The sequence below is a fragment of the Microbacterium azadirachtae genome (assembly GCF_000956545.1).
Lineage (GTDB): Bacteria > Actinomycetota > Actinomycetes > Actinomycetales > Microbacteriaceae > Microbacterium > Microbacterium azadirachtae.
On the sequence record NZ_JYIT01000083.1, the window covers coordinates 38,189 to 62,316 of the forward strand.

The window sequence follows — 24,128 nt, forward strand, 5'->3', positions numbered from 1 at the left end:
GTGGCCCTGCCGGAAACCTCGGTTCAGCTCTACACGCTCGCGGCGGAGTTCTCCGCCGACATGGCGGGCTCGCTCGACAAGCTCGCGGCCATCGGGCTGCGCAACGTCGAGGCGTTCGACTTCGTGCGCCGCCCGGACGAGATCCGCGCCGCCCTGGACGCGTCGGGGCTCGCCTCGCCGACCGGGCACGCGCCGCTGCTCTCGGACGAGCTGTGGACGCCGGACGGATCCATCCCCACGCCCGCTCCCGAGGTCGTCTTCGAGGCCGCCGCGAAGCTCGGTATGACCACCGTCATCGACCCGTTCGTCGCGCCGGAGCGCTGGTTCACGCTCGACGGCGTCACCGAGATCGCCGACCGTCTCAACGCCCTGGCCGACACGGCGGCCGGCTTCGGCCTCGCCGTCGGCTACCACAACCACGCGCAGGAGTTCGTGGCCGACTTCGACGGGCAGAGCGCCTACGAGCGCTTCGTGTCGCTCACCGACGCGCGGGTCGCACTCGAGCTCGACCTGTACTGGGCGCTCGTCGGCGGGCAGGACGTCACCGCCCTCGTCTCCCGCCTGGGCGACCGTCTCGTCGCCGTGCACGTCAAGGACGGCATCGCCCCCGACAGCAACCCGTTCGCCCCGGGCGCCGCCGAGTTCGGCTCGGACAGCCTCGACCAGCGCCACGCGGGCGACGGCGACGTGCCGCTCGCCGATGCCCTGCGCGCGGCGTCGGCGGTGCAGTACGCCGTCATCGAGTACGACAACGCGCCGGGTGACGTCTTCGCGGACATCGCCGCGAGCTACGCCTTCCTCACCGACGGCGGTCTCGCCCGATGAGCGCGGTCGGGATCGGCGTCATCGGCGTCGGCGTCATCAGCGACACCTACCTGCAGAACCTCGCACGGTTCCCCGACACCGAGGTGCTCATCGTCGGCGACCTGCTGCTCGACCGCGCGCAGGCGCAGGCCGAGAAGTACGGCGTGCCGGCGTTCGGATCCGCCGACGACGTGCTGGCGCACCCCGGCGTGGACCTCGTGATCAACCTCACCATCCCGGCCGTGCACGTGGAGGTGTCGCGTGCCGCGATCGCCGCGGGCAAGCACGTCTGGACGGAGAAGCCGCTCGGACTCGACCGCGACGGCGCGGCCGCGCTGCTGCGCGAGGCCGACGCGGCGGGGCTGCGCGTCGGATCCGCCCCCGACACCCTGCTGGGCCCGGGGTTCCAGGCCGCGCGCAGGGCAATCGAGAGCGGCGTGATCGGGCGCCCGCTGTTCGCGCAGACCGCTTTCCAGACCCAGGGCCCCGACCTGTGGCACCCGAGCCCCGCGTTCCTCTTCGCCGAGGGCGCGGGCCCGCTGCTCGACATGGGGCCGTACTACTTCTCCGCGCTCGTGAGCCTGCTCGGCCCCGTCGCGAGCGTCGCGGCCGTCGGCAGCAAGGCGCGCGAGGAGCGCGAGATCCGCACGGGTCCGAACGCCGGAACCCTGTTCCCGGTCGAGGTGCCCTCGACGATCCAGATCGTCACGGCCTTCGAGCAGGGCGCCCAGGCGCAGAGCCTGCTGAGCTTCGACTCCGCGCTGGAGCGCCACGGCATCGTGGAGATCCACGGCACCGAGGGCACGATCGTGATCCCCGACCCCAACATGTTCGCGGGGCGGATCGCGTACGTGAAGCCGCTCGGCGTGCTGCGCGACGGCATGTCGTTCGAGCAGGAGTGGGTGGAGATCTCCCACGAGGACATCGAGATCGGCCGCGGCCTCGGCGCCCTCGACATGGTGCGCGCCATCGCCGCGGACAGGCCGCACGTCGCCTCCGGCGAGCTGGGCTTCCACGTGCTCGACGTGCTGCTGTCCGCCCAGGAGTCGGCCCGCACCGGACGCGCCGTCGCGGTCGAGAGCACCGTCGGCCCCGTCCCGCTGCTGCCCGAGGGCTTCGACCCCTTCGTCGCCACGCTCTGAACCGGAGCACGGTGATGGCCAGGGGAGGAACGATTCCCTCCCCTGGTCATGTTTCCCTCCCCGTGTTCGCGCGTTTGCGGGGAGGGAAAGGTGGTGCGGGGAGGGAGACAGGATCCTGGATCGCCGCTCAGTCGGTGGCGCCGCCGGAGAGCAGCCGGTCCAGCATCTCGAGCGCGGCCTCGTGGTCGACCGTGTCGTCGAGCAGCCACTGCGTCTGCAGTCCGTCCGACGCGGCGATGACCAGCGCGGCGACGAGCTCCGGATCCAGGTCGGCGCGCAGCTCTCCCGAGGCCTGCAGCCGCCGCACCTGGGCGGCCATCGTGGTGCGGATCCGGGTGAAGCGCTGCGTGATGAACTCCTGCGCGGCCTGGTGCGAATCCTCCAGGGCGGTCGACACCAGGGTCGAGTACAGCTGCACGAGGCCGGGGATGCGGCGGTTGCGCTCCGCCGCCGTGCGCATCGACAGGGCGGGACGGACGTCTTCGGGGAGCGGATGCGCCGCGTCCGTCGCGCTCTCCGACGCGCGGTAGACCTCGACGAGTAGCTCCTCGAGCGACCCGAAGTAGTGCGTCAGGGCCGCGTGCGTGACGCCGACCTCCTGGGCGATCGCGCGCAGGCTCGTCTTCTGCGAGCCCCGCCGGGCGAACACCTCGATGGCCTTGTCCAGGATCTCCTGGCGGCGGGCGATGCCCTTGCGGTAGCGGCCGGTGCTGCGGGGCGCTGCGGAGGATTCGGCCATCACCCGATGATACCGAGGGCGTCGTGCGGGCTGGCGGGCAAGACGGCGGCATGGAAGGCTCTCTGATCGGGGCGCCGACGGGCGCCGGGATCCGAGCCGCGCGGACGGCGGAGGATCGCAGGAGAGGATGCAGCGCATGGCGGTCGAGCCGGGGATCTATCAGCACTTCAAGGGCGCCCGCTACGAGGTGATCGCCGTCGGACGGCACAGCGAGACGGAGGAGCAGCTGGTGTTCTACCGCAAGCTCTACGACGACTACAGCCACTGGGCGCGGCCGCTCGCGATGTTCGAGGAGCACGTCGACCGCGACGGCTACCGCGGCCCCCGGTTCACGCGCATCGCCTGAGCCGCCACCGCGTGCCGAGCGCCGAATCGGCTGCGACCCCCTGCGCGGTGTCCGTGCGGTGCGCCATGATGGCTGCATGGCCGAGATCAAGACCCAGCCCACGGCCGCCGACGTCTCGGCGTTCCTCGAGGCGGCGACTCCGGAGCGTCGCAGGATCGACGGACTCGCGCTCGCCGGGATCTTCGGCGAGGTGACCGGTGCCGAGCCCGTGATGTGGGGGCCGAGCATGGTCGGCTACGGCACGTACCGCTACCGCGGCGCGAGCAGCGAGGGGGACTGGCCCAGGGTGGCCTTCTCGCCCCGCAAGGCGCAGCTCTCGCTGTACGGGCTGAAGGATCTGCCCGAGGGTGCCGCGCTCCTCCCCAGCCTCGGGACGTTCACCGAGGGGCGCGGGTGCGTCTACGTGCGCAAGCTCGACGACATCGATCTCGGCGTGCTGCGGCGGCTGATCGCGATCGCCTGGGATCGCGACGACGACCCGGAGCGCTGAAGCCATGACCGATGACCGTGCCGCCGCCTTCCTCGCCCTGCACCAGGGCACCGGGTTCGTGCTGCCCAACGCCTGGGATCCGGGATCCGCGCGGATCCTCGCCCAGCTCGGCTTCCCCGCGATCGCGACCACGAGCGCCGGGATCGCGTGGTCCCTGGGCGTGCCCGACGGCGGGGCCCTCGACCTCGACACGATGCTCGAGAAGGTCGCGGCGATCGTCGCGGCGGTCGACGTGCCGGTGACCGCGGATCTCGAGGCGGGCTACGGCGACGATCCGCAGGACGTCGCGCGCACCGTCCTGCGCGCAACCGACGTCGGCGTGGTCGGGGCCAACCTCGAGGACGCGGTGGACGGCGTGCTGTTCGGCATCGATGAGGCGGCCGAGCGGATCGCGGCGGCCCGCGACGCGGCACCCCGCAGCACGTTCGTGATCAACGCGCGCACCGATGCGTACTTCCGGTCCGGCGTCCACGATCCGTTCGACGAGACCGTCGCGCGGGCGCAGCGCTTCGTCGAGGCCGGAGCGGACTGCGTGTTCGTGCCCGGTGTGAACGACGAGGAGACCGTTCGGCGCCTCGCCGCGGAGATCCCGGCCCCGCTGAACATCGTGGCGGGACTCGCCGCGCACCTCATCCCCGTGCCCGAGCTCTTCGCCCTCGGCGTGAGACGGGTGAGCCTGGGTGGGAGCATTGCACGAGTCGCTCTCACCGCCGTCGAGCGCGCGGGGCGCGAGCTGCTCGAGAGCGGCACGCTGGGCTTCCTCGACGGGGCCCTTCCGTACGCAGAGGTGCAGCGCCGGTTCGCCGACGGAGTGTGAACCGGCGCCGCCGACCTCAGCGGCCGATGCTCGACATGTCGGCGTAGCGGTCGCCCGCGGCCGAGGGCAGCGCCCCGAGCGCGGCGAGCTGCTCCTCCGAGAGCACGAGCGCATCCGCGGCGACGTTCTCCTCGAGACGGGAGACCCGCTTCGTGCCCGGGATCGGTGCGATGTCGTCGCCCTGTGCGAGCACCCACGCGAGGGCGACCTGGGCAGGGGTCGCGTCGAGCTCGGCGGCGACCTCTTCGACGGCATCGACGATGCGCAGGTTCGCGTCGAGGTTCTCGCCGACGAAGCGCGGGTTGCTCCGGCGGAAGTCGCCGGCGTCGAGGGTGTCGGCGGAGCGGATGGCGCCGGTGAGGAAGCCTCGCCCGAGCGGGGAGTACGGCACGAGGCCGATGCCCAGCTCGCGCAGCACCGGCAGCAGCTGCTCCGCAGGATCCCGGGTCCACAGCGAGTACTCGGTCTCCAGCGCGGTCACCGGATGCACCGCGTGCGCACGGCGCAGGGTCTCCTCACCGGCCTCCGAGAGCCCGTAGTGCAGGATCTTCCCCTCGGCGACCAGCTCGGCCAGGGCGCCCACGGTGTCCTCGATCGGCGTCTGGGGATCCATCCGATGCTGGTAGTAGAGATCGATCCGGTCGGTGCCCAGGCGGCGCAGCGACCCCTCGACCGAGCGGCGCACGTTCTCGGGGGAGCCGTCGAGCCGGCGGCCGCCGTCCGTTCCCGGCAGGACGCCGAACTTGGTCGCGATCACGACGCCGTCGCGTCGCCCGGCGAGAGCTCGGCCGACGAGCTCCTCGTTCGTGTGCGGGCCGTACATCTCGGCGGTGTCGAGCATGGTGACGCCGAGGTCGAGCGCGCGATGGATCGTGCGGATGGACTCGGCCTCGTCCGTGTTCGCACCGGAGTAGAAGGCCGACATCCCCATGCAGCCGAGGCCGAGCCGGCCGACGGAGAGGGTGCCGAGAGTCGCGTTCTTCATGAGAGCCTTTCGGAGTAGAGGGCGATCTTGATGTCGATGGCGCCGAGGGCGTCGTCCAGCTCCGCCCGCCGGGCCAGCACCGTCTCGCGGTGCTCGCGCAGCAGGGCGAGACGGGCAGCGCTCGTGCCGTCTCCGGCACGGGCGAGCTCGACATAGCGCCGGAGCGTGGCGATCGGCATGGCGGTGGAGCGGACCTTGCGCAGGAACCCGAGCCACGCGATGTCGTCGTCGGTGTAGCGCCGGCGATCGGACGATTCGCGGTCCACGGGCGCGAGCAGGAGCCCCTCGCGCTCGTAGTAGCGCAGGGTGTGCGCGGTCAGCCCGAGCTCGTGCGCCGCCTCGGAGATCGAGCGCGTCGTGGTGGTTTCCGGCATGTGCCTCACGCTACGACTTCGAGCGCACTCGAAGTCAAGGCGGCATCCGGATCAGACGGCGGCGAGCACCGACAGCACGTTGCCGGCCGGGTCGGTGAACCAGGCGATGTCCGGGCCGCGCCCCGGTGCGCCGTGGGCGATGCCCTTCTCATCGGTGCCGAAATCCGGATCCGTGTAGATCTTGGTGACGACCCCGCGGGCGTTGAGGTCGTCGACGGCCGCCTCGACGTCCTCGACCGGGAAGTTCAGGATCGTGAAGCTCGCCGGGGTGTGGTTCGGCTTGGCGTAGACGAGGACGGATCCGCCCTGGGGCAGCCGGATGTCGAGGAAGCCCATCGCGTTGGTGCTCACCTCGAGACCGAGGGTGTCGCCGTAGAACGTGCGGGCCGCATCGATGTCGTCGACGCTGAAGCCGCTGAAGGCATGCGTGGTCTGGAAGCCGGTCATGGCTCCAGCATGCGCCCGGCCGGGCCCTGCGTCCAGGCCCGGGGCCGGCAGCCCGCCGCTCAGGCGTCCTGGAAGCGCGCCGGATCCACCACCGTCAGCTGGGGCCGGATCCGGTCGATCACGTCGAGCACCGCGACGACCTCGTCCAGCGGATGCAGCGGCGATTCCGTGCGCCCTTCTCCCACGTACCGGGCGAGCGCGCTGGCCTGGTAGCCGAGCCCGTCGTAGCGCTCGGTGAAGGCCTCGTCGCGCCACTCCTCGACCTCGTTCCTGCCGCCGATCCGGCGCGTCACGCGCAGCCCGGTCGGCGCGAAGAAGGACGGCAGCACGTCGACCCGCGCGGCCGCGCCGATCACCTCGGCGCGCTCCGCGGTGCGCGAGACCATCGACGTCGACACCACGGCATCCGCGCCGTTCGCGTAGCCCAGCAGCGCGGTGGCGCGCAGGTCGATGCCGTCGGGGGTGACGAGCCCCGACGCCTGGATCCGTTCCGGCACGCCCAGGATCGACGAGGCGAACGAGACCGGATACACGCCGAGGTCGAGCAGGGCTCCGCCGGCGAGAGCGGGATCCCACATCCGGCCGGTCGGGTCGTAGGGCGCCACCGAGCCGAAATCGGCGACGACCTGGTGGATCTCGCCGAGCGCGCCGTCGGAGATCAGCTGCCGCAGCACGTCGCTCTGCGGCAGATACCGGGTCCACATCGCCTCCATCGCGAGCACGCCCGCGGCGCGTGCGTCATCGACGACCTCGCGCGCCTCGGCGGCGCTCGTGGCGAAGGGCTTCTCGACGAGCACGTGGCGGCCGGCGGCGATCGCCTCCCGGGCGACGGCGGCGTGCGCGCTGTGCGGCACCGCGATGTAGACCGCGTCGACCGCGTCCAGCAGCGCCCTCCGGTCCGTGACGGCCGTCTCGATGCCGTGCGCGGCGGCGAACGCGAGGGTGCGCGGGAGATCGCGTGCGGCCACGGCGACCACGCGCTGCGCGGTGTGCCGGTGCAGCGCGTCGGCGAAGCGACCCGCGATCCAGCCCGTGCCGATCACGCCCCAGCGCAGTGCGGGCGCGGAGGAGGGGTCGATCGGGCGGGGCGAGGGCAGCGGCACGAGGACCTCCGGAGAGTGGGATGAGACCACCAGAGTCTCATGGGGCGGATCCGGTCCAGTACCGTGTCGTCTGTGACTTCGGGAGGATCGGCCGCGCGGGCAGAGGACCCCGATCACGCGGGGCGCGAGGAGCCGGTCGACGACGGCGGGCACCTGCGCGTCTGGTTCCGGAGCCTCATGACGCTCGCGCCCGCGCCCTCCCCGCGCTGGTCCATCGCCTTGCAGGCCGCGCTGTCGATGTTCCTGCCGCTCGGGCTGTTCACCGCGCTGGGCCGCGGCGACCTCGGCCTGCAGGCGGCGGGCGGGGCGTTCGTGGCGACGTACCTCACCGCGGTCGCCCGGCGACGAGGGCGCGTGCGCTCCCTGTCCTCGGCGCCGCGCTGGTGGCCTGCGCCGCCGCGGGCGTCGCCCTCGCCCCCTTTCCGCTGCTCGCCGCGCTCGGGCTGGTCGTGGTGACCCTCGTGATCGCGGTGCTGCACTTCGGCTTCCGCCTCGGCGCCCCCGGTCCGGTCTTCTTCGTGCTCGCCTACGGCATCGCCACGCACGTGACGGCGGTGGTCGACGGGCGCAGGCACGCGGATCCGGTGCTGTTCCTCGTCGCCCTGACGGCGGGCGTCGCGATCACCTGCGCCACGGCGGGCGTATTCGTGCTGGTGCGACGCGTCGTGCGGCCGGGCTCCGAGAGGATCGGGCAGTCGATCGAGCGCCGCTTCGCCCTGGGGCCCGACTCGCGGGCCCTGCTGGTGCGCGTGGTCGTGGTCGCCGCGATCGGGACGCTGCTCAGCCTGCTGCTCGTGGATGCGGAGCGCGCGTACTGGGCGGTGTGCGCCGGGGTGGCGGTGATCGGGGTGAACGCAGGACGCCGGGTGGCGTTCATCCGCGGAAGTCAGCGCCTGGTCGGCACGGTGGTGGGGGCGGGCCTCTTCGCGGCCCTCGCCGCGCTGCCGCTGCCCGGATTCGCGCTGCCCGTCCTGTTCGGGGCGCTCCAGTTCGGCGCCGAGCTCTTCGTGATCCGCAACTATGCGCTCGCCCTCGTCTTCATCACGCCGCTCGTGCTGCTGCTGATCGTGTCGACCTCGCCCGCGGGCGGCGGCGCCGCGCCAGGAGCGCTCATCGCGGAGCGGGTGGTGGACACGCTCGTGGGCGCGACGCTCGGTGCGCTCTCCGGGTTCGTGCACCCGCGGGCCGACGCCCGGCGCGGCTGAGCCGGGTCAGGCGCTCAGCCGGAGGGACTCGGCGGTGACCTCCTCGTGCAGCGGCGCGCCCGCGGCGAAGCGCTCGAGCTCGTCGAGAGCCGCATCGGTCATCCGATGCAGCTCATTGCCGAGGGATCCGGCCAGATGCGGTGTGATCATGACGTTGGGAAGGCCGTACAGCGGCGAGTCCTCGGGGAGCGGCTCCGGATCGGTCACGTCCAGGATCGCGTTGAGGCGCCCGGCGGTGCATTCGCGCACCAGCGCATCGTTGTCGATGAGGCTGCCGCGCGCGGTGTTGATCACCGTGGCGTGGTCGGGCAGCGCCGCGAGTTCGCGGGCCCCGATCATGTGCCGCGTCGACGGCAGGGCAGGGGCATGCAGCGAGAGCACGTCGACGCGCGGGAGCAGCTGCTCCAAGGGCGTCGGGATGCCGCCCGCGGCGCGGACCTCGTCCGGATCCGCGAACGGATCCGCCACGAGAACCGTGACGGAGCTGAGCTGCTGGACGAGGGCGACGACGCGGCGGCCGATGCGGCTGAACCCCACGACGCCGATCGTCACCCCGAAGTTTCCGAGTCGCCCGAAGCGGGCGGTGCCGGCCTCGCCGTCCCGCCGCGGGTCGCGATCCGCCGCGAGGAAGGGGGCCTTCTTCCCGGCAAGGATGATCGCGGCCAGCGTGAACTCCGCGACCGGCACCGCGTTGACCTCGGCGACCGCGGCGACGCGGATGCCGCGGTCCCAGAGCTCGTCGGTGACGTGCGGGCGGACGGATCCGGCGCTGTGCAGCATCGCCTGCAGCCGCGGCATCTGCTCCAGTCGCCGCTGCGTGAGCTGCGGGGCGCCCCAGCCGGTGATCAGCACCTCGACCGATGCGAGGCGGTCGGCGACGGCCGGGTCGTCCAGGTCGTCCACGAAGACCGGATCCGGCACGCGGGCAAGGGCGCGCAGCCGGGAGATCCGCTCGGAGTCGAACTGGTTGCGGAAGGCCTCGCGCGACATGACGACGAGCGCTTCGGGCACGGGGGCGTCGGTCATCCGGGATCCATCCTCTGGGCTGTCGTGGTGCTCGGGAAAGCGTATACCCTGAGCCTCGTGACCGCCTTCGACCCTGCCCGTCTCACCCTTCCTCCCGAGGATCGCGCCCTCTCCCCGCACACCGGGTGGACGCGCGCGCACTGGGCGGCCGTGGCCGACCACCTGCTGCTGTCCCTGCGGCCTTTCTTCACGTCGACGCGCAGCCAGGTGCGCCTGCCGGGTCCGGTGAGCAGCAGCGGTGCCGACAGCGACGGGCTCGAGGGCTTCGCGCGCTCCTTCCTGCTGTTCGCGTTCCGTCTCGCCGGCGAGCGGGGGGCGGATCCGCACGGCTTCCTCGACGGGTATCGGGACGGGCTCGTGGCCGGCACGGATCCGCGGAACCCCGAGCGCTGGGTCCTGCCTGCGGAGCAGGCGCAGGCGGAGGTGGAGGCCGCGTCGATCGCGCTCGGGCTGCAGCTCACCCGGCCGTGGCTGTGGGACTCGCTCGACGACGAGGCCCGGCAGCGGGTGGTGGACTGGCTCGCCCTGAACCCCGTCGGGTGGTACCCCGACAACAACTGGCTGTGGTTCCGGATCACGGTCGAGACGTTCCTCGCCTCGGTCGGCGGTCCGCACGATCCCGCCCGGATCGCCGCCGACCTCGCCCGCATCGAGGACTACTACCAGGGCGACGGGTGGTGGGCCGACGGAGCGCTGCGCAACTACGACTACTACTGCGGCTGGGCGATGCACCTGTATCCGCTGCTGTGGGCGGGATCCGAGGGATCGACGGCGTTCGGGTCCGCGTCGCTCGCCCCGGTCTTCCGGGCGAGGCTCGCCGACTTCCTCGACGACTTCACGGCCCTCATCGGAGCGGACGGCATGCCCGTGCTGCAGGGGCGCAGTCTGATCTACCGGTTCGCGACCGCGGCGCCGCTGTGGATGGGCGCCCTCTCGGGGGCGTCCCGGCAGTCGCCCGGGCTGCTGCGCCGGGCCGCCTCGGGCGAGCTGCGCGCCTTCCTCGAACGGGGAGCCGTCGACGCGCGCGGTCTGCTCACGATGGGGCTGTACGGGGAGTGGCCCGCGATGGCGCAGACGTACTCGGGGGCGGGATCGCCGTACTGGGCGTCGAAGGGCTTCCTCGGACTGCTGCTGCCCGCGGACCATCCCGTGTGGACCGCCGTCGAGGAGCCCCTGCCGATCGAGCAGGGCGATGTGCGACGGGTGATCCGGCCTGCCGGCTGGCTCGTCAGCGGCACCGCGGCGGATGGCATCGTACGGGTGATCAACCACGGCTCGGACCACGCCCTGGAGGGCGACCGCACCGGTGATTCGGCGCTGTACGGCCGGTTCGGCTACTCCAGCGTCACCCTGCCGCCGCTCACCGGGGACGCGATCGACGACCCGGCGGACAGCATGGTCGGAGCGGTCGACGCGGCAGGACGCTCCACGCACCGCACGGGGTTCGCGCGCGGCGCGATCGGCGACGACGGCGGGGCCGCCTATGCCGTCTCGGTGGCCGACGCCCACTGGGTGGACTCGAGCGTCGACGGCCCCGCGTACGACCACGGCGCCGGTCGGACCGGCCGCGTGACCGACGGCCCGCTTCTCGCGACGGCGAGCGTCGTGCGCGGCTCGTGGGAGGTTCGCGCGACCCGGCGCCTGCCCCGTGTCGGCACGGTCGCGGATCCGCTGCCGGTGCGGGTGAGCGGCTGGCCGCTGACCGACGACGCCGAAGCCGTGACGGAGACGGGGCACGGCATGGTCGCGATCCAGGCCGACGGGCTGCGCTCCGAGCTGCGCGCCCTGCCGGGCATCGGCGGCGGGGAGATCGCTGCGTCGGTGCGCACCGAGACGGGCGTCTCGCCGATCGGGAGGATCACCGCGATCCCGCGGCTGGAGTTCGCGGAGGTGGCCGAGGGCGACGTGGTGGTCGCGGCGGTGCGCCTCGGGCGCGGGGCGGAGGAGGCGCCGTCGTCGCGGGTCGTCGTGACGCGAGACGACGTCGCGATCCTCCAGGTCACCTGGCCGGACGGGGCGCTCAGCACCGTGCGGATCGGCTGAGGGCTCCGGGCTCCGGCGCCTGCGCACGTGGCGCCGCGCGACGCGGGCTCACCGAGCGGCGCGAGATGGAAAACGTGGCTCGGAGCGTCAGCAGAGCGGCGTTATCCATCTCGTCGGGGACCGGCGTGATCGCACGGGACGGAAAACGTCGCTCGCGGTGCCTTCGGAGCAGCCTTTTCCATCTCGCGTGAGGGCGCATGCCCGCCAGCGCGGCCGGGGCGCCCGCGCTCGCGTGCACGTCGGCGCGCGGCGCATCCGCCGCGCCGGGGCTCAGACCGCGGCGGTCAGGCGGATCGCGTTCGCCCAGGGATCCTCGAACGCGAGCGTGCGGCCGTCGTCGCGCACGGTGACGCCGTAGTGCGTCATGCGCTCGGCGACGGCGCCGAGGTCGTCTGCGCCCGGCAGCACGATGTCGACGAGTCCGAGCCCCAGTGCGGGGCTGCGGCGGCCGGCGCCGGCACTGTTCCAGGTGTTCATCGCCATGTGGTGGTGGTAGCCGCCCGCGCTGACGAAGAGCGCGGATCCGCCGAGCTCGGCCGTGGTCTCGAAGCCGAGACGGTGCACGTAGAACTCCCGGGCGGTTGCGACATCCCCCACCGAGAGGTGCACATGTCCCACACTCGCTCCGCCGATCACGGGATCCTCGCCCGCGGTCTCGGGGAGGTGCTCGGCGAGGAAGGCGTTCGGATCCAGGGACAGCGTGTCCATCTCGATCCGCCCGTGGGTCCAGCTCCACTGCGTGCGGTCGCGATCCCAGTACAGCTCGACGCCGTTGCCCTCGGGGTCGGTGAAGTAGAACGCCTGGCTGACGAGGTGATCGGCGCTGCCGGTGAAGGTCCCGGGTGCGCGGCGCGCCACGGAGTACAGCGCGGCCGCGAGCGCCTCCTGCGTCTCGAAGAGGATCGCGGTGTGGAACAGTCCCGCGGCGCGGGGTGCGGCGTGCGCCAGTTCCGGGCTGTGCTGCAGGATCACGACGGGGGTGGTGCCGCGGCCGAGGACCACGCGGTCGCCCTCGGCGGACAGCACCCGCAGCGTCACGGCGTCGCGGTAGTACGCGGTCATGGCGTCGAGGTCGGCGACGAGCAGCGTGACCGCGCCCATCGCGGTGTCGGCGGCGAGGAGGTCGGCGGAGAGTCTCACCGTATATGCAACCGCATGGACACGGGATCCATTCCGCGCCGGCCGTCCCGTGCCGTGCCCCGGCGGGGCAACCCGGCCGTGTCAGGAGCGCAGAGCCGCCTCCCAGCGAGCGCCGGCGTGCAGCAGCCGGGGCAGGCCGGCGACGAGCCCGCGTCGGGGCAGCGTGTTCATCAGATCGCGTTCGGCGAGCAGCCGTTCCTGCTCCCCGTGCGCGAGCCGCTCGAGCGCGTGCAGGAGGGCGAGCGGGTGCGACTCGAGGGCGCTGTGCCCGTTCTCGATCTCGACGAGCACGGTGTCGGGAGCCGTCGCCGCCACCCGCTGCGCGACCGCGGCGGGAGTGCGCAGGTCCCTCGTGCCGGTGAGCAGCACGATCGGCCAGTCGAAACCGGCGGCCGCGGAGGTCAGGTCGAACGACTCTCCGGCGAAGCGGGGGAACCGGTCGGCCACCGGGGCGTAGGTGAGCGACGGGTCGAGCGGCGAGCCGTCGGGATCCGGGCCGAAGCCGAGCTCCCGGAAGGCGATCGCGCCGACGAGGTCGAACTCGTAGAACCCCGGCACGTGCGCCTCGGACTCCGCCTTGTCCACGTACGCCTCGAGCGCGGTCCACACCGATCCGTGGGATCCGCCCCGGCGTGCTCCGTCGTCGTGGGTCGAACGGTGCGAGTCGTGCAGTCGCTGGCGCAGGAGGCGCTCCAGCAGATCCTCGCCGCCCAGCTCGTAGGCGGCGCGGAGCACGCCCAGGAGGATGCGCGGATCCGACCCCTCTTCGAGCAGCTCCCGCACGGCCGCGGCGATGCGGGTGTCCGCGTCGACGAACAGCTCCTGGATCATCGCGCGTTCCGCGTCGCGATCGGCGACCGACTGCAGGGCGGAGTCGAGCAGCATGCCGGCGACGCGCTCGGGGTGGCGGGCGCCGAACGCGGCCGCGAGGTAACTGCCGTACGAGGAGCCGCTGATGTAGGCGCGCTCGACGCCCTCCTGATCCAGCACGGCGGCGAGATCGTCGACGACGTCGACCACGCGCATCGCCGACAGCGGCAGGCTCCGACCGTCGAGGTCGGCGCGGGACAGGCCGACGCCGCGGTGCTCCATCATGATCACGTCGAGTCCGCGCGCCGCTGCCTCGCGCCGGAACCTCCGGTAGGGGAGGACGGAGCCGAGCCCGGGTCCGCCCGGGATCACGACGATCGGCACGGCGGCTCTGGGTCCGCTGCGCACATACGAGAGATCGAACGCGGGCGAGGTGGGCGAGGCGGGGCGTCGCACACGGCGGACGCCCTTGATCCTCGCCGCGAGCAGGCGTGGCAGCGCGCTCGGGGCGTGCTGACGCGGGGTGCCGGTCGCTCTGCTCATGGCTCGATTATGCGCGCGCGCCGGTAGGCGGGCGCTGGCGGGCGCCTATCAGCCGGATGAAGAAAGGCCGCGCGAGCCGTCGCCGGCCGTAGGCTCAGCGATCCGACGACGCGGAAGACGCCATCGCCTCGACGGCGTCGTCGGCCTCGGCGACGATGGCGGCCATCGCGGCGGCGGCGGCTTCGGGGTCGCGCGCCGTGATCGCGGAGGCGACCTCCTGGTGCAGGCGGAGCGCGGTCTCGTCGGCGCGCTTCGGCATGAGGGCGTGCGCGGTCCGGCCGTGCAGCAGCGCGGCGACGGCGTCGGCGAGGCCGGCGAGGTAGGGATTGCCGGAGCCGCGCAGCACGGCGGCGTGGAAGTCGACGTCGTGCTGGAGGTATTCGGGCTCGTCCGCGCAGTCGCCGTGCTCGACCATGCCGAGCACGGCCTTCACGAGGGCGGCGCGTTGTTGCGGGGTGGCGTGGGCGGCGGCCAGTCGGGCGGCGAGGGGCTCGATCGCGGAGCGCAGCTGGCTCAGCTCGTGCAGCGCGTGCAGCCGACCGGATCCGTCCAGTCGCCAGCGCAGCACCTCGGGGGCGTAGGCGCTCCAGCGGTCGGCGGGCAGCACCTCCACGCCGGCGCGGCGGCGCACCTCGACCATGCCCATGGTCTCGAGCACGCGCACCACCTCGCGCATCGCGGAGCGGGAGGCGCCGAGTTCGGCGGCGACGTCGGCGGTGAGCAGTCGTGCCCCGGGCGCGAGCTCGCCCTCGACGATCCGCATGCCGATCGTGTCGAGCAGCCGTCGATGCTGCGCCGACGCGGCGTCGCGAGTTCCCTCACTCATATGTCCATTATGGCGATCGTCGGGCAAAACCTCGGATGTCTCTTAGGACATCAGGCATATCCGACATTCGATCTTGATTAAGTCCTACTTATGATTTACGCTGAGGCGAAATCTCTCCGCCAGACCAAGGAAGCTCATGGCCATGTCGAACCTGCTCGCCTCCGTTCCCGGAATGCTCGTGTCCGCCGCCGATCCGGTGCCGCCCACGACGACCGCCCCCGAATGGGTGCTGATCCTCGCCGCTCTCATCGGCATCGCGACGATCGTGGTGCTCATCACCTGGGTGAAGCTGCATCCGTTCCTCTCGCTCGTGATCGGCGCGATCGTGACCGGCCTCGTCGCCGGGATGTCCGCGACGCAGACCGTCACGAGCTTCTCCAACGGGTTCGGCTCCACCGCCGGCGGCGTCGGAGTGCTCATCGCCCTCGGCGCCATCTACGGGAAGCTGCTCGCCGACTCCGGCGGCGCCGACCGGGTCGTCGACACCCTGATCTCCAAGGCGAGCACCGCGGCGCTGCCCTGGGTGATGGGCCTCGTCGGCGCGCTCATCGGCTTGCCGATGTTCTTCGAGGTCGGCCTCGTGCTGCTCGTCCCGGTGATCATCCTCGTCGCCCGTCGTTCCGGGGTCTCGCTCATCAAGATCGCCATCCCGACGCTCGCCGGACTCTCCGCCATGCACGGCCTCGTGCCGCCGCACCCCGGACCGCTCGCCGCCATCGGCCTGATCGGCGCGAACCTCGGCCTCACGCTCGCCTTCGGCGTGCTCATCGCGATCCCGACCGTCATCATCGCCGGTCCGCTGTTCGGCCGCCTCGCTGCGCGCTGGGTGGACGTGCCGGTCCCGGCCCTGTTCCAGACCGCCGAGGATACGGCGCAGGCGGGTGAGACCGCGACGGTCCAGGCGCGCAAGCGCCCCGGCTTCGGGGCCACCCTCTTCAGCATCCTGCTGCCGGTGTTCCTCATGCTGCTCGCCGCGATCGTCGACATCGTCGCGCCCACCGACACCTCGGTGCTCAAGGGCATCGTCGACTTCCTCGGCAAGCCGATGATCGCGCTGCTCATCGCCGTGCTCGTGGGCATGGTCGTGCTGGGCCGCGGCGGCGGGATGAGCGCGAAGCAGGTCGGCGCCTCGGTGTCCTCCTCGCTGCCCGCGATCGCCGGGATCCTGCTCATCGTCGGCGCCGGCGGTGGCTTCAAGCAGGTGCTCGTCGACTCCACGATCGGCACGGTCATCGCGCACGCGATCTCCGGCATCGGCGGCGCGCTGCCCATCGTGCTGTTCTTCGCCTGGCTCGTCGCGGTGCTGATCCGTGTCGCCACCGGATCCGCCACCGTCGCGACCATCACGGCAGCCGGCATCCTGCAGCCGCTCGTGCACGACCTGGGCCTCTCGTCCGCGGGATCCGCCCTGCTGGTGCTGGCGATCGGCGCGGGATCCGTGTTCCTCTCGCACGTCAACGACGCCGGCTTCTGGCTCATCAAGGAGTACTTCGGCCTGAGCATCCCGCAGACGCTGAAGACGTGGTCGATCATGGAGTGCCTCATCTCGATCGTCGGCCTCGCGGGAGCGATGATCCTCGGCGTGTTCGTCGGTTGATCGAAGGGAGCGGACGATGACGACGCAGAAGACGCCGCCCCGGATCCTCGTGGTCATGGGGGTCTCCGGATCGGGCAAGAGCACGCTCGCCGGCCTGCTGGCCGGCCGGCTGGGCTGGCCGCTGCAGGAGGGGGACGACCTGCACCCGGCGGCGAACGTCGCCAAGATGGAGGCGGGGATCCCGCTCACCGACGAGGACCGCTGGCCCTGGCTCGCACTGATCCGCGACTGGATCTCGGCCCGGATCGACGCCGGCGAGTCCGCGATCGTCACCTGCTCCGCGCTGCGGCGCAGCTACCGCGAGATCCTGGCGCTCCCGGGCGTGGAGTTCGTTCATCTCGAGGGCACCCGCCACGACCTCGCCGAGCGGCTGGGCCGGCGGCTCGGCCACTTCATGCCGGCCTCGCTGCTGGACTCGCAGCTGGAGACCTTGGAGCCGCTCGGACCCGACGAGGCGGGCTTCGTCGTGGATGCGGCCCTGCCCGCCCAGGAAGCGGTGCAGCAGGTGCTGAACTGGCTCGACGCGCACGGCACGCCGACCGGGCGCTGACGACCACCGCGGGGCGCCGCCGACGCGCGGCGCCCCGCAGCCCCGCGGAGCCGGACGCGGTGCGACAGGTTGCAGCCTCCGGCGACGGTGCCACAATGTCCCCATGGGGAACGCGGCGAGCGTGGAGCTGGAGTCGGCGAGGGTGGTGCGACTGCTGCGCGAGTCCATCCTCTCCGGGCAGCGCCGTTCCGGCGATCGCCTGATCGAGCGCGACATCGCCGACGAGCTCGCCGTGAGCCGGCTGCCGGTGCGGGAGGCGATCCGCCAGCTGCTGAGCGAAGGGCTGCTCACCGCCCGACCGCGATCGTGGGCCGTGGTGCGGCGGTTCACCGAAGACGACGTGCGCGACATCGCCCAGGTGCGCGACGTGCTCGAGGTCCTCGTCTTCGAGCTCGCCGCGGTCCGTCACGACTCGGAAGGCCTGGCCAAGGTCGAGGCGGCGCTGAAGCGGGAGTTCGCCGCGGCCGGGATGGGCGACGCGGCTGCGGCGCACACGGCGGGCGCGGAGTTCCACCTGGTGATGGCGGAGCTCGCCGAGAACGCGACCGTCAACGAGATCCTCGGCATGATGCGCGGACGCCTCCTGCTGCTGTTCCGCGAGCACGACGACCTGGTCGGGATGGCCGAGGACCACGCGCGCATCTTCGAGTCGTTCGCCGCCCGCGACACGGCCACGCTGCGCCTGCGCGTGCAGCGGCACCTGAGGGCGGGCACGGAGAACGCGCTGCGCAAGCTCGCCGAGTACAACGCGGAGACGGCGGCGATCCGGGAGCAGGCGGCGGCCGAACGCGGCGTCGCCGAGCGGGTGGACGCCGAGTCTATCCCGGCGTCGGAGCAGATCCCCGTCGCGGGGGAGTGACGGCCTCCGATCGGCGCGGCGACATCGGAGTGGTGGTGTCGATCGCCTCGCGCAGCGGTCGGCGCATCGGCCCCCAGTAGCGCACCGGGGCGAGCCGCACGAGAGCGTCGACCAGGCGGGTCTCGCGCCCGATGAGGGTGCGGGGGCGACGCCGGAGGGTCGCCCGCACGATGCGCTCCGCGGCCTCGGAGGGCTCCATGTGGTACATCGCGGCCTGTGCCGCGGCGGCACGCCCCGCGACGCCCGGATCGATCGCCGCCGCGTAGCGTCCGTGCAGGATGATGCCCGTGCGCACCCCGGCGGGATACACCGCGCCGACGCTGACGGACGAGCCCTCGAGCTCGTGCATGAGCGCTTCCGAGAAGGCGCGCACCGCGAACTTCGTCATCGCGTAGGGGATCCGGCCGCCCGGCGAGGCGAGGGCGTAGATGCTGGCGATGTGCGTGATGTGCGCTGCGGGAGAGCGCCGCAGCGACGGGAGCAGAGCCTTGGTGATCGACACCGTGCCCCACAGGTTGATGTCCATCAGCCAGCGCATCTCCTCCATCGTGAGCTGATCGAGGGATCCGAGCATCGAGGATCCGGCGCAGGTGATGAGCGTCTGCAGCTGAGGGTGGGCCGCCTCGATCTCGGCCCCGGCGGCCGCCACGGCGGCGTCGTCGCGCAGATCGACGGGGTGCACGGTCACTTCGGCTCCCGATGCGCGCAGCTCCTCGGCGAGCCGGTTCAGGCCCGCGCGATCGCGGTCGATCAGGGCGAGGCGGGCTCCGCGGCGGGCGAGGGCACGCGCGACCTCGGCACCGATGCCGTTGGCGGCACCGGTGATGGCACTGCTGCGCCCTGCTGCGTCGAGAACGGGCAACGCTCCTCCTACGGCTGCGCCCTCGCACGCGTCGTCGCGGGCGTCGGGTGGGCGCAACGCTGGTCCCCATCCTGCCCCATCGCCCTGCTGTTGCGGAACGGGAACCGGTACGCTCGATGCAGAGGGAGGTCGGAGTGGGAAAGAGCGCTGACGCCATCGCCGAGGGCGTGGCGATCGCCACGTCGGCCGCCCGACTGACCGTCAAGAACCACATCCTGGTGGGCACGATCGCGCAGGGCGGCTCCTTCGACGTCGCCAAGTACATGAACGACGCCCACGAGGCGCTGCTCGCGCTCGCCGCGGAGTCGGAGGACGCGGCGGAGCTGGCCAACAAGCTGCGCAAGCGCGCCCACGGACGGTACTCCGATCCGCACGGCACCCACGACTACCGCGACCGCGACGTGCGCAACCTCAAGAAGCGGGCCAAGCAGTCCTCCGCCGTGGCCGACCGGCTGCGGGAGATGGCCGACGACCCCGAGACGCTGCGGTTCCTCGTGGAGGCGGCGCGGGCGGCCGCGTGGGGCGACGTGGCGGGCAACCTGCAGAGCCGGCTCACCGTCGAGGCGATGAGGCCGGACGAGGATCCCGACTACGACACCATGCGCGAGGCGCGGATGCAGGCTCTGCGTCTGGTCGACCTGCAGGCGCTCGCGTCGGAGCAGCGCGCGAGGAAGAAGAACCGCGAGAAGGCGGACAAGGCGGCGGAAAAGGCGGACAAGGCCGCGGCGAAGGCCGCCGAGCGTGAGGAGAAGCGCGCCGCCAAGCAGCTGCGCTGACCTCCGCCACGCCCGGGGGATCCGCGCGCGGGCCTCTCGATTCGCGTTCGGGGCCGCCTCTGGGGTATTGTTGACGAGGCCCGCGAGAGCGGGCGGTCTTGTGAAAGACCGGATGCGCCTGTAGCTCAATGGATAGAGCATCTGACTACGGATCAGAAGGTTGGGGGTTCGAGTCCCTCCAGGCGCACACTGTGTTGAGACAGTAAGAAACGGCCCGCTTCGGCGGGCCGTTTCGCTGTTTCCGAGGGTATGCGCGAGCGGCTCGGCCGGCACGGGGTCCCCGCGCCGGCCGAGCCGGATCCTCAGGCGAACGTCTCGTCGAGGGCCGCCCGCAGGTCGGCCAGGAGATCCGCCGTGTCCTCGAGGCCCACCGAGAGGCGCAGGTGCCCGAGCCGGCGGAACGGCTCCGGGTACGCGGCCACCCGCCCGCCCTCCGTGCCGGTGTGCACGATCAGCGAGTCGTCGTGGCCGAGCGAGAAGCCCGACGTGATCAGGCGCAGGTTCGCGACGAACCGGTTCTGCGTGTCCGGGTCGCCGTCGACGGCGAAGGACATCATCCCGCTGAAGCTGCGGCCGAACTGGCGCACGGCCAGCTCATGCTGCGGGTGCGACGGCAGCCCGGGGTAGGAGACGTACGCGACGCGCGGATCCGCGTCCAGGAGCTCGGCGATCGCCTGCGCGGACTCGCTGTGCTGGCGCATGCGCATCGGCAGCGTCACCGAGCCGCGCTGGATCTGCCATGCGTTGAACGGGGAGATGATGCCGCCGACGTCGATCATCGCGTCGGCCTTGATCGGGTCGATGAGCGCGCGGCTGCCGACGACCGCTCCGGCCATCGCATCGCCGTGACCGTTGACGTACTTGCTGAGCGAGTGCACGACGAGGTCGGCGCCGTCGCGCAGGGGCCGGTAGACGGGCGGCGGCGTGTAGGTGGAGTCGACCATGAGGATCGCTCCGGCCTCGTGCGCGATGGCGGCGATCGCCGCGACGTCGGTGACCTGGGTCGTGGGGTTCGCGATCGTCTCGACGCACACCAGGCGGGTGTTCGGGCGCATGGCCGCGCGGACCGCGTCGTGGTCGGTGATGTCGACGAACGTCGCCTCGATGCCGTAGCGCTGGGGCAGCAGCTCCGACCACAGACGCCACGTCGCCTCGTAGGTGACGTCGCTGACGACGACGTGGTCTCCGGCGTGGACGTAGGTGAAGAACACGGCGTGAAGCGCCGCCACGCCCGAGGCGAGCGCCACCGCGTCCTCCCCGTCGTCCAGGGCGGCGAGCTTCTCCTGCAGGGCCTGCTGGTTCACACCCGTGTTGCGCGTGTAGAGCCCCGGCGCATTCGCCGACCAGCTGATCTCGCTCGGGTCGTCCGGAAGCTGGTACGAGTTCGCCATCACGAGCGGCGTGCGCAGCGCCAGGGTCGAGTCGAGTTGGATCCCGCCGTGCACGGCGAGGCTCGAATCGGACAGGGTGCCGGGCCGGGTGCGGTCGGGGCGTTCGGACATGGGATCCTCCTGGGCTGGGGCGGGCACGGTGGCGTCCGCGGCATCGAGTGTGTTATATCTGCATCTTCAGTTGTTTATATTGCACGACACGAGCAGGGGCAAGATGGACGGCACGGACCACAGGATCCTGTCCGAACTGACGGCGGACGCGCGCACGCCGCTGGTGACCCTCGCAGCGCGGGTGCACCTGTCCCGCAACGCGGTGAAGCAGCGCATCGAGCGGATGGAGCGCGACGGCGTCATCGGCGGCTACACCGTCGTCTCGGGGGCGGGATCTCCGCGACGCGTGACCGCGATCGTGCTGGTCTACCGGGAGGACCGCATGCGAGGCGCGCATGTGGTGACCGAGCTCTCCCGGATCCCGGAGATCGTGCGCTGCGACGTCCTGTCCGGGGAGTTCGATCTGCTCGCCATCGTGCAGGCCGAGGGGATGGACCGCGTCGGCGAGATCTGGGAGCACATCGCCGCCCTCCCGGGAGTGGCGAACACGGTGACGTCGGTGTCGCTCGCGCAGGTCATCGACCGCCCGTGACGACGCGGTTCCCCGCGTCGCCACGGCGAACGGTCAGGCGGTGAGGCAGACCACCTTGGGCTGCGTCATCTCCTCGAACGCGAAGCGCACGCCCTCGCGGCCCATGCTCCCGTACTTGGCGCCGCCGAACGGCATGCTGTCGATGCGGTAGTCCGACGAGTCGTTGATCATCACGCCGCCGGCCTCGATCTGCTCCGACACCCGCAGCGATCGGGACAGATCCGACGTGAAGATCCCCGCGTGCAGCGCGTACTCGATCTCGTTGGCCCGCGCGACGGCCTCCTCCTCGGTGTCGAACGGCGACAGCACGGCGATCGGCGCGAACGCCTCGTCGCACCACAGCGCGCAGGAGGAGGGCACGTCCTCGACGACGGTCGGCCAGTACACCGAGCCCTCCCTGCGGTGCCCAGCGAGCACCCTCGCCCCGGCGGAGACGGCGTCCTCGACGAGACTCTCGGCGCGTGCGGCGGCCTCGGGCGAGATCATCGGGCCGACATCGGTGCGCTCGTCGGACGGATCCCCGGCGACGAGCTCGCGAGTCCGCGCCGTGAAGTCCGCCCGGAACTGCTCGTACACGTCCCGTTGGACCAGGATCCGCTGCGCTCCGACGCAGTTCTGGCCCGCGGCCCAGAAGGCTCCCGAGACGCAGGCGTCGACGGCGGCGGTGATGTCGGCGTCCGAGAACACGACGACGGGCGCATTGCCGCCGAGCTCCATCGCGAGCCGCTTGAGTCCGGCGCCGCGGGCGATCGCCTCGCCCGTGGCGAAGCCGCCCGTGAAGGACACCAGGCGCACATCGCGCGCGGCGACGAGGCGCTGGCCGAGCTCGCGGGCCCCGTGCACGACGGTGACGATCTCGGGCGGCATCCCGGCGTCGACGAGCACCTCGACGAGGAACCGGGCGGTGAGCGGCGTGAACGGAGAGGGCTTGAGGATCACGGAGTCACCCGCCGCCACGGCGGGACCCAGCTTGTGGGCGACGAGGTTGAGGGCGTCGTTGTACGGGGTGATCGCGACGACCACGCCGAGCGGCTCGCGGGTGAACCAGCCGCGCCGGTTCGCCGAGCCCTCGAAGGCGTCGAACGGGATGACCTCGCCCGCGTTCGAGCGCGCCGCCTCTGCGGACAGCGACAGGGTCGTCACGGCACGGCGCACCTCCTTGCGCGCCTGCCGGATGGTCTTGCCCGCCTCGCGCACGATCAGCCCCGCCGCCTCATCGGCGCGGGCGCGCAGCAGGGCGGCGGCGCGCTCGAGGATGCCGTGGCGCTCGAACCGGGTGAGGCCTCGCGCGATCTCGAAGCCCACCCGGGCGCCCGCGAGGACGAGCTCGACGTCTTCGGCGGAGCGGCAGGGCACGGCGCCGATCACCTGGCCGGTGTAGGGGTCGTGGACGAGCAGCTCGTCGGCGGACGCGTCCGTACCCAGCGCGGCGGGAGCGCTCATCGCGCGGCCTCCACGCCGGCGCGCTGGTGCGCGTCGATCGCGATGATGTCGGACAGCAGCGCATACGCCGTCTCCATGCGGCCGGCGCCGGGACCCGACACGGTCACCGTGCCGAGGAGGTCGGTGTCGAACGAGACCGCGTTGGTGGCACCGGACACGCCGGCCAGCGGGTGCGCGAGCGGCAGCGCCACGGGCTCGACCGATGCGGCCACGCCGCCGTCGGGCGTGCGGACCGCGGAGCCGATGAGCTTCCAGCGCCGTCCCTCCGCCGCGGCGGCGGCGATGTCCTCCGGCGAGATGGCGGAGATCCCGCGACGCACGACGTCGGCGGTCGTGATCCCGGCACCCAGGATCTCGTTGGCGAGGATCACGACCTTGAGCTGCACGTCGGAGCCTTCGATGTCGGCGGTCGGGTCGGCCTCGGCGTACCCCAGCGCCTGCGCCTCGGCGACGGCCTCCGCGAGCGTGGCGCCGGCCTCCATCCGGCCGAGCACGAAGTTGCTCGTGCCGTTCAGGATCCCCTCGACCCCGGAGATCCGGGTGCCGCGGAGCATGTCGGAGGCGAAGCGCAGCACGGGCGTGCCGCTCATCACGGCGCCTTCGTGCTCGAAGCGCGCGCCGTGCTCCTCGGCGATGCGGCGCAGCTCGGCGCCCGCGAGCGCGACCGGCCCCTTGTTGGTCGTGGTCACGCTCTTGCCGCTCTCCAGCGCCGCGCGCACGTGCGACACCGCAGGCTCGCCGTCGACGGGATTGGTGAAGGTGGCCTCGACGACGATGTCCGCCGTGGTGCTGCGGATGACGAAGTCGTTCTGCGGAACGGCGGCGCCTCCCGGCATCCCGGCGAACGTGGCGCCCTCGGCCATCGCGAACACCGCTTCGAGATCGATGCCGTCTGCCTGCATGAGCGATCCGAGCCGAAGGTCGGTGATGGCCACGACGCGGAGCTCGAAGCCCAGGTCGTCGGCGAGCGCCGTTCCCCGGGAGTGGATGATCTCGGCGAGGGCGCGATTGACGCCGCCGAAGCCGATGAGGGCGAGGTCGTGACGATGCACGGCGGACTCCTTCGAGAGTGGATGGATACTGCGGCCCCCATCCTCGGTGCGCGTACGGGCAGGCCGCGCCTGCCGGAGTGGGCGTGCGCGCTGCCGATGCGGCAGTGCGGGTGAC

General features: G+C 72.2%; 26 protein-coding genes and 1 tRNA gene. 14 read left to right on the plus strand and 13 right to left on the minus strand.

The window, feature by feature from the left end; translation table 11 throughout:
* Both RL72_RS14165 and RL72_RS14170 read left to right on the plus strand, forming a co-directional pair.
* A complete protein-coding gene (locus RL72_RS14165; RefSeq protein WP_045251512.1) occupies positions 1-825 on the plus strand; it encodes a sugar phosphate isomerase/epimerase family protein in 825 nt (274 codons plus the stop codon).
* The gene (locus RL72_RS14170; protein WP_045251513.1) at positions 822-1,946 is read left to right on the plus strand and encodes a Gfo/Idh/MocA family protein; all 1,125 of its coding nucleotides are present in this window, start codon (positions 822-824) and stop codon (positions 1,944-1,946) included. The genes RL72_RS14165 and RL72_RS14170 overlap by 4 nt, the downstream gene beginning before the upstream one ends.
* A 127-nt stretch (positions 1,947-2,073) precedes the next feature.
* Here RL72_RS14170 and RL72_RS14175 read toward each other — a convergent pair whose 3' ends face one another.
* Positions 2,074-2,685: a TetR/AcrR family transcriptional regulator gene (locus RL72_RS14175; protein ID WP_045251514.1), complete on the minus strand. Its 612-nt coding sequence runs from the start codon at positions 2,683-2,685 to the stop codon at positions 2,074-2,076.
* A gap of 136 nt (positions 2,686-2,821) precedes the next feature.
* On the opposite strand from RL72_RS14175, the gene RL72_RS14180 reads away from it, so the two are divergent.
* The 3 genes from RL72_RS14180 (at position 2,822) to RL72_RS14190 (ending at position 4,338) form a co-directional block, all read left to right on the plus strand.
* Entirely contained in the window at positions 2,822-3,031 is a 210-nt protein-coding gene (locus tag RL72_RS14180) for a DUF1653 domain-containing protein (RefSeq protein ID WP_045251515.1), read from the plus strand.
* A gap of 76 nt (positions 3,032-3,107) precedes the next feature.
* Complete coding sequence (locus RL72_RS14185) at positions 3,108-3,521, plus strand: DUF1801 domain-containing protein (protein ID WP_045251516.1); 414 nt, start codon at positions 3,108-3,110, stop codon at positions 3,519-3,521.
* A 4-nt stretch (positions 3,522-3,525) separates the two neighbouring features.
* Entirely contained in the window at positions 3,526-4,338 is an 813-nt protein-coding gene (locus RL72_RS14190; RefSeq protein WP_045251517.1) for an isocitrate lyase/PEP mutase family protein, read from the plus strand.
* A 16-nt stretch (positions 4,339-4,354) separates the two neighbouring features.
* On the opposite strand, the gene RL72_RS14195 is transcribed toward RL72_RS14190, so the two are convergent.
* Genes RL72_RS14195 through RL72_RS14210 form a run of 4 tightly spaced genes read right to left on the minus strand, consistent with a single transcriptional unit; the run spans position 4,355 to position 7,277 of the window.
* On the minus strand, positions 4,355-5,323 hold the full coding sequence (locus RL72_RS14195) for an aldo/keto reductase (protein ID WP_045251518.1): 969 nt from the start codon (positions 5,321-5,323) through the stop codon (positions 4,355-4,357).
* Positions 5,320-5,697, minus strand: coding sequence for a MerR family transcriptional regulator (locus RL72_RS14200; protein WP_045251519.1), 378 nt, complete (start codon positions 5,695-5,697; stop codon positions 5,320-5,322). The genes RL72_RS14195 and RL72_RS14200 overlap by 4 nt, the downstream gene beginning before the upstream one ends.
* Before the next feature lie 51 nt (positions 5,698-5,748).
* The gene (locus RL72_RS14205) at positions 5,749-6,144 is read right to left on the minus strand and encodes a VOC family protein (RefSeq protein ID WP_045251520.1); all 396 of its coding nucleotides are present in this window, start codon (positions 6,142-6,144) and stop codon (positions 5,749-5,751) included.
* 59 nt (positions 6,145-6,203) lie between these two features.
* Positions 6,204-7,277: a Gfo/Idh/MocA family protein gene (locus RL72_RS14210; protein WP_045251521.1), complete on the minus strand. Its 1,074-nt coding sequence runs from the start codon at positions 7,275-7,277 to the stop codon at positions 6,204-6,206.
* A 42-nt stretch (positions 7,278-7,319) separates the two neighbouring features.
* Here RL72_RS14210 and RL72_RS20140 point away from each other — a divergent pair, with 42 nt between their 5' ends.
* Together RL72_RS20140 and RL72_RS14215 are read left to right on the plus strand one after the other, a co-directional pair.
* The gene (locus RL72_RS20140; protein ID WP_052674426.1) at positions 7,320-7,703 is read left to right on the plus strand and encodes a hypothetical protein; all 384 of its coding nucleotides are present in this window, start codon (positions 7,320-7,322) and stop codon (positions 7,701-7,703) included.
* A complete protein-coding gene (locus RL72_RS14215) occupies positions 7,631-8,452 on the plus strand; it encodes an FUSC family protein (RefSeq protein ID WP_052674428.1) in 822 nt (273 codons plus the stop codon). Before RL72_RS20140 ends, RL72_RS14215 begins: the two co-directional genes overlap by 73 nt.
* 6 nt (positions 8,453-8,458) lie before the next feature.
* Here the strand turns inward: RL72_RS14215 and RL72_RS14220 are convergent, their stop codons facing one another.
* Complete coding sequence (locus RL72_RS14220; RefSeq protein ID WP_045251522.1) at positions 8,459-9,478, minus strand: hydroxyacid dehydrogenase; 1,020 nt, start codon at positions 9,476-9,478, stop codon at positions 8,459-8,461.
* Between the two features lie 57 nt (positions 9,479-9,535).
* Between RL72_RS14220 and RL72_RS14225 the strand changes: the two genes are divergently transcribed.
* Positions 9,536-11,521, plus strand: coding sequence for a DUF2264 domain-containing protein (locus RL72_RS14225; protein WP_045251653.1), 1,986 nt, complete (start codon positions 9,536-9,538; stop codon positions 11,519-11,521).
* 270 nt (positions 11,522-11,791) lie between these two features.
* Here RL72_RS14225 and RL72_RS14230 read toward each other — a convergent pair whose 3' ends face one another.
* The 3 genes from RL72_RS14230 to RL72_RS14240 all read right to left on the minus strand — a co-directional run bounded on the left by RL72_RS14230 (position 11,792) and on the right by RL72_RS14240 (position 14,840).
* Positions 11,792-12,622 carry a VOC family protein gene (locus tag RL72_RS14230; protein ID WP_045251654.1) on the minus strand — a complete coding sequence of 277 codons (831 nt, stop codon included), beginning with the start codon at positions 12,620-12,622 and terminating at the stop codon, positions 11,792-11,794.
* Between the two features lie 120 nt (positions 12,623-12,742).
* Positions 12,743-14,014, minus strand: coding sequence for an alpha/beta hydrolase (locus RL72_RS14235; RefSeq protein WP_082072413.1), 1,272 nt, complete (start codon positions 14,012-14,014; stop codon positions 12,743-12,745).
* A gap of 94 nt (positions 14,015-14,108) precedes the next feature.
* Positions 14,109-14,840 carry a FadR/GntR family transcriptional regulator gene (locus tag RL72_RS14240; RefSeq protein ID WP_045251523.1) on the minus strand — a complete coding sequence of 244 codons (732 nt, stop codon included), beginning with the start codon at positions 14,838-14,840 and terminating at the stop codon, positions 14,109-14,111.
* 136 nt (positions 14,841-14,976) lie between these two features.
* Here RL72_RS14240 and RL72_RS14245 point away from each other — a divergent pair, with 136 nt between their 5' ends.
* From RL72_RS14245 to RL72_RS14255, 3 genes are all read left to right on the plus strand, one after another.
* Entirely contained in the window at positions 14,977-16,437 is a 1,461-nt protein-coding gene (locus tag RL72_RS14245; RefSeq protein ID WP_374700560.1) for a GntP family permease, read from the plus strand.
* 16 nt (positions 16,438-16,453) lie between these two features.
* Positions 16,454-16,987: a gluconokinase gene (locus tag RL72_RS14250; protein WP_045251524.1), complete on the plus strand. Its 534-nt coding sequence runs from the start codon at positions 16,454-16,456 to the stop codon at positions 16,985-16,987.
* A gap of 103 nt (positions 16,988-17,090) precedes the next feature.
* Positions 17,091-17,846, plus strand: a complete 756-nt coding sequence (locus RL72_RS14255) for a GntR family transcriptional regulator (protein ID WP_082072414.1) — start codon at positions 17,091-17,093, stop codon at positions 17,844-17,846.
* Here the strand turns inward: RL72_RS14255 and RL72_RS14260 are convergent.
* A complete protein-coding gene (locus tag RL72_RS14260) occupies positions 17,806-18,708 on the minus strand; it encodes an SDR family NAD(P)-dependent oxidoreductase (RefSeq protein ID WP_045251525.1) in 903 nt (300 codons plus the stop codon). The two genes, RL72_RS14255 and RL72_RS14260, sit on opposite strands and share 41 nt — an antisense overlap.
* A gap of 134 nt (positions 18,709-18,842) precedes the next feature.
* Here RL72_RS14260 and RL72_RS14265 point away from each other — a divergent pair, with 134 nt between their 5' ends.
* A complete protein-coding gene (locus RL72_RS14265; RefSeq protein ID WP_052674430.1) occupies positions 18,843-19,484 on the plus strand; it encodes a hypothetical protein in 642 nt (213 codons plus the stop codon).
* Positions 19,485-19,598: 114 nt separating this feature from the next.
* Positions 19,599-19,671, plus strand: a tRNA-Arg gene (locus RL72_RS14270).
* Positions 19,672-19,786: 115 nt separating this feature from the next.
* On the opposite strand, the gene RL72_RS14275 is transcribed toward RL72_RS14270, so the two are convergent.
* Complete coding sequence (locus tag RL72_RS14275) at positions 19,787-20,986, minus strand: trans-sulfuration enzyme family protein (protein ID WP_045251527.1); 1,200 nt, start codon at positions 20,984-20,986, stop codon at positions 19,787-19,789.
* 103 nt (positions 20,987-21,089) lie between these two features.
* On the opposite strand from RL72_RS14275, the gene RL72_RS14280 reads away from it, so the two are divergent.
* A complete protein-coding gene (locus RL72_RS14280; protein ID WP_045251528.1) occupies positions 21,090-21,518 on the plus strand; it encodes an Lrp/AsnC family transcriptional regulator in 429 nt (142 codons plus the stop codon).
* Positions 21,519-21,551: 33 nt separating this feature from the next.
* Here RL72_RS14280 and RL72_RS14285 read toward each other — a convergent pair whose 3' ends face one another.
* Positions 21,552-22,961: an aldehyde dehydrogenase family protein gene (locus tag RL72_RS14285; RefSeq protein WP_045251529.1), complete on the minus strand. Its 1,410-nt coding sequence runs from the start codon at positions 22,959-22,961 to the stop codon at positions 21,552-21,554.
* Positions 22,958-24,013 (minus strand): homoserine dehydrogenase, encoded by a 1,056-nt coding sequence (locus RL72_RS14290; RefSeq protein WP_045251530.1) that lies wholly within the window; start codon positions 24,011-24,013, stop codon positions 22,958-22,960. The genes RL72_RS14285 and RL72_RS14290 overlap by 4 nt, the downstream gene beginning before the upstream one ends.
* Positions 24,014-24,128: the final 115 nt, after the last annotated feature.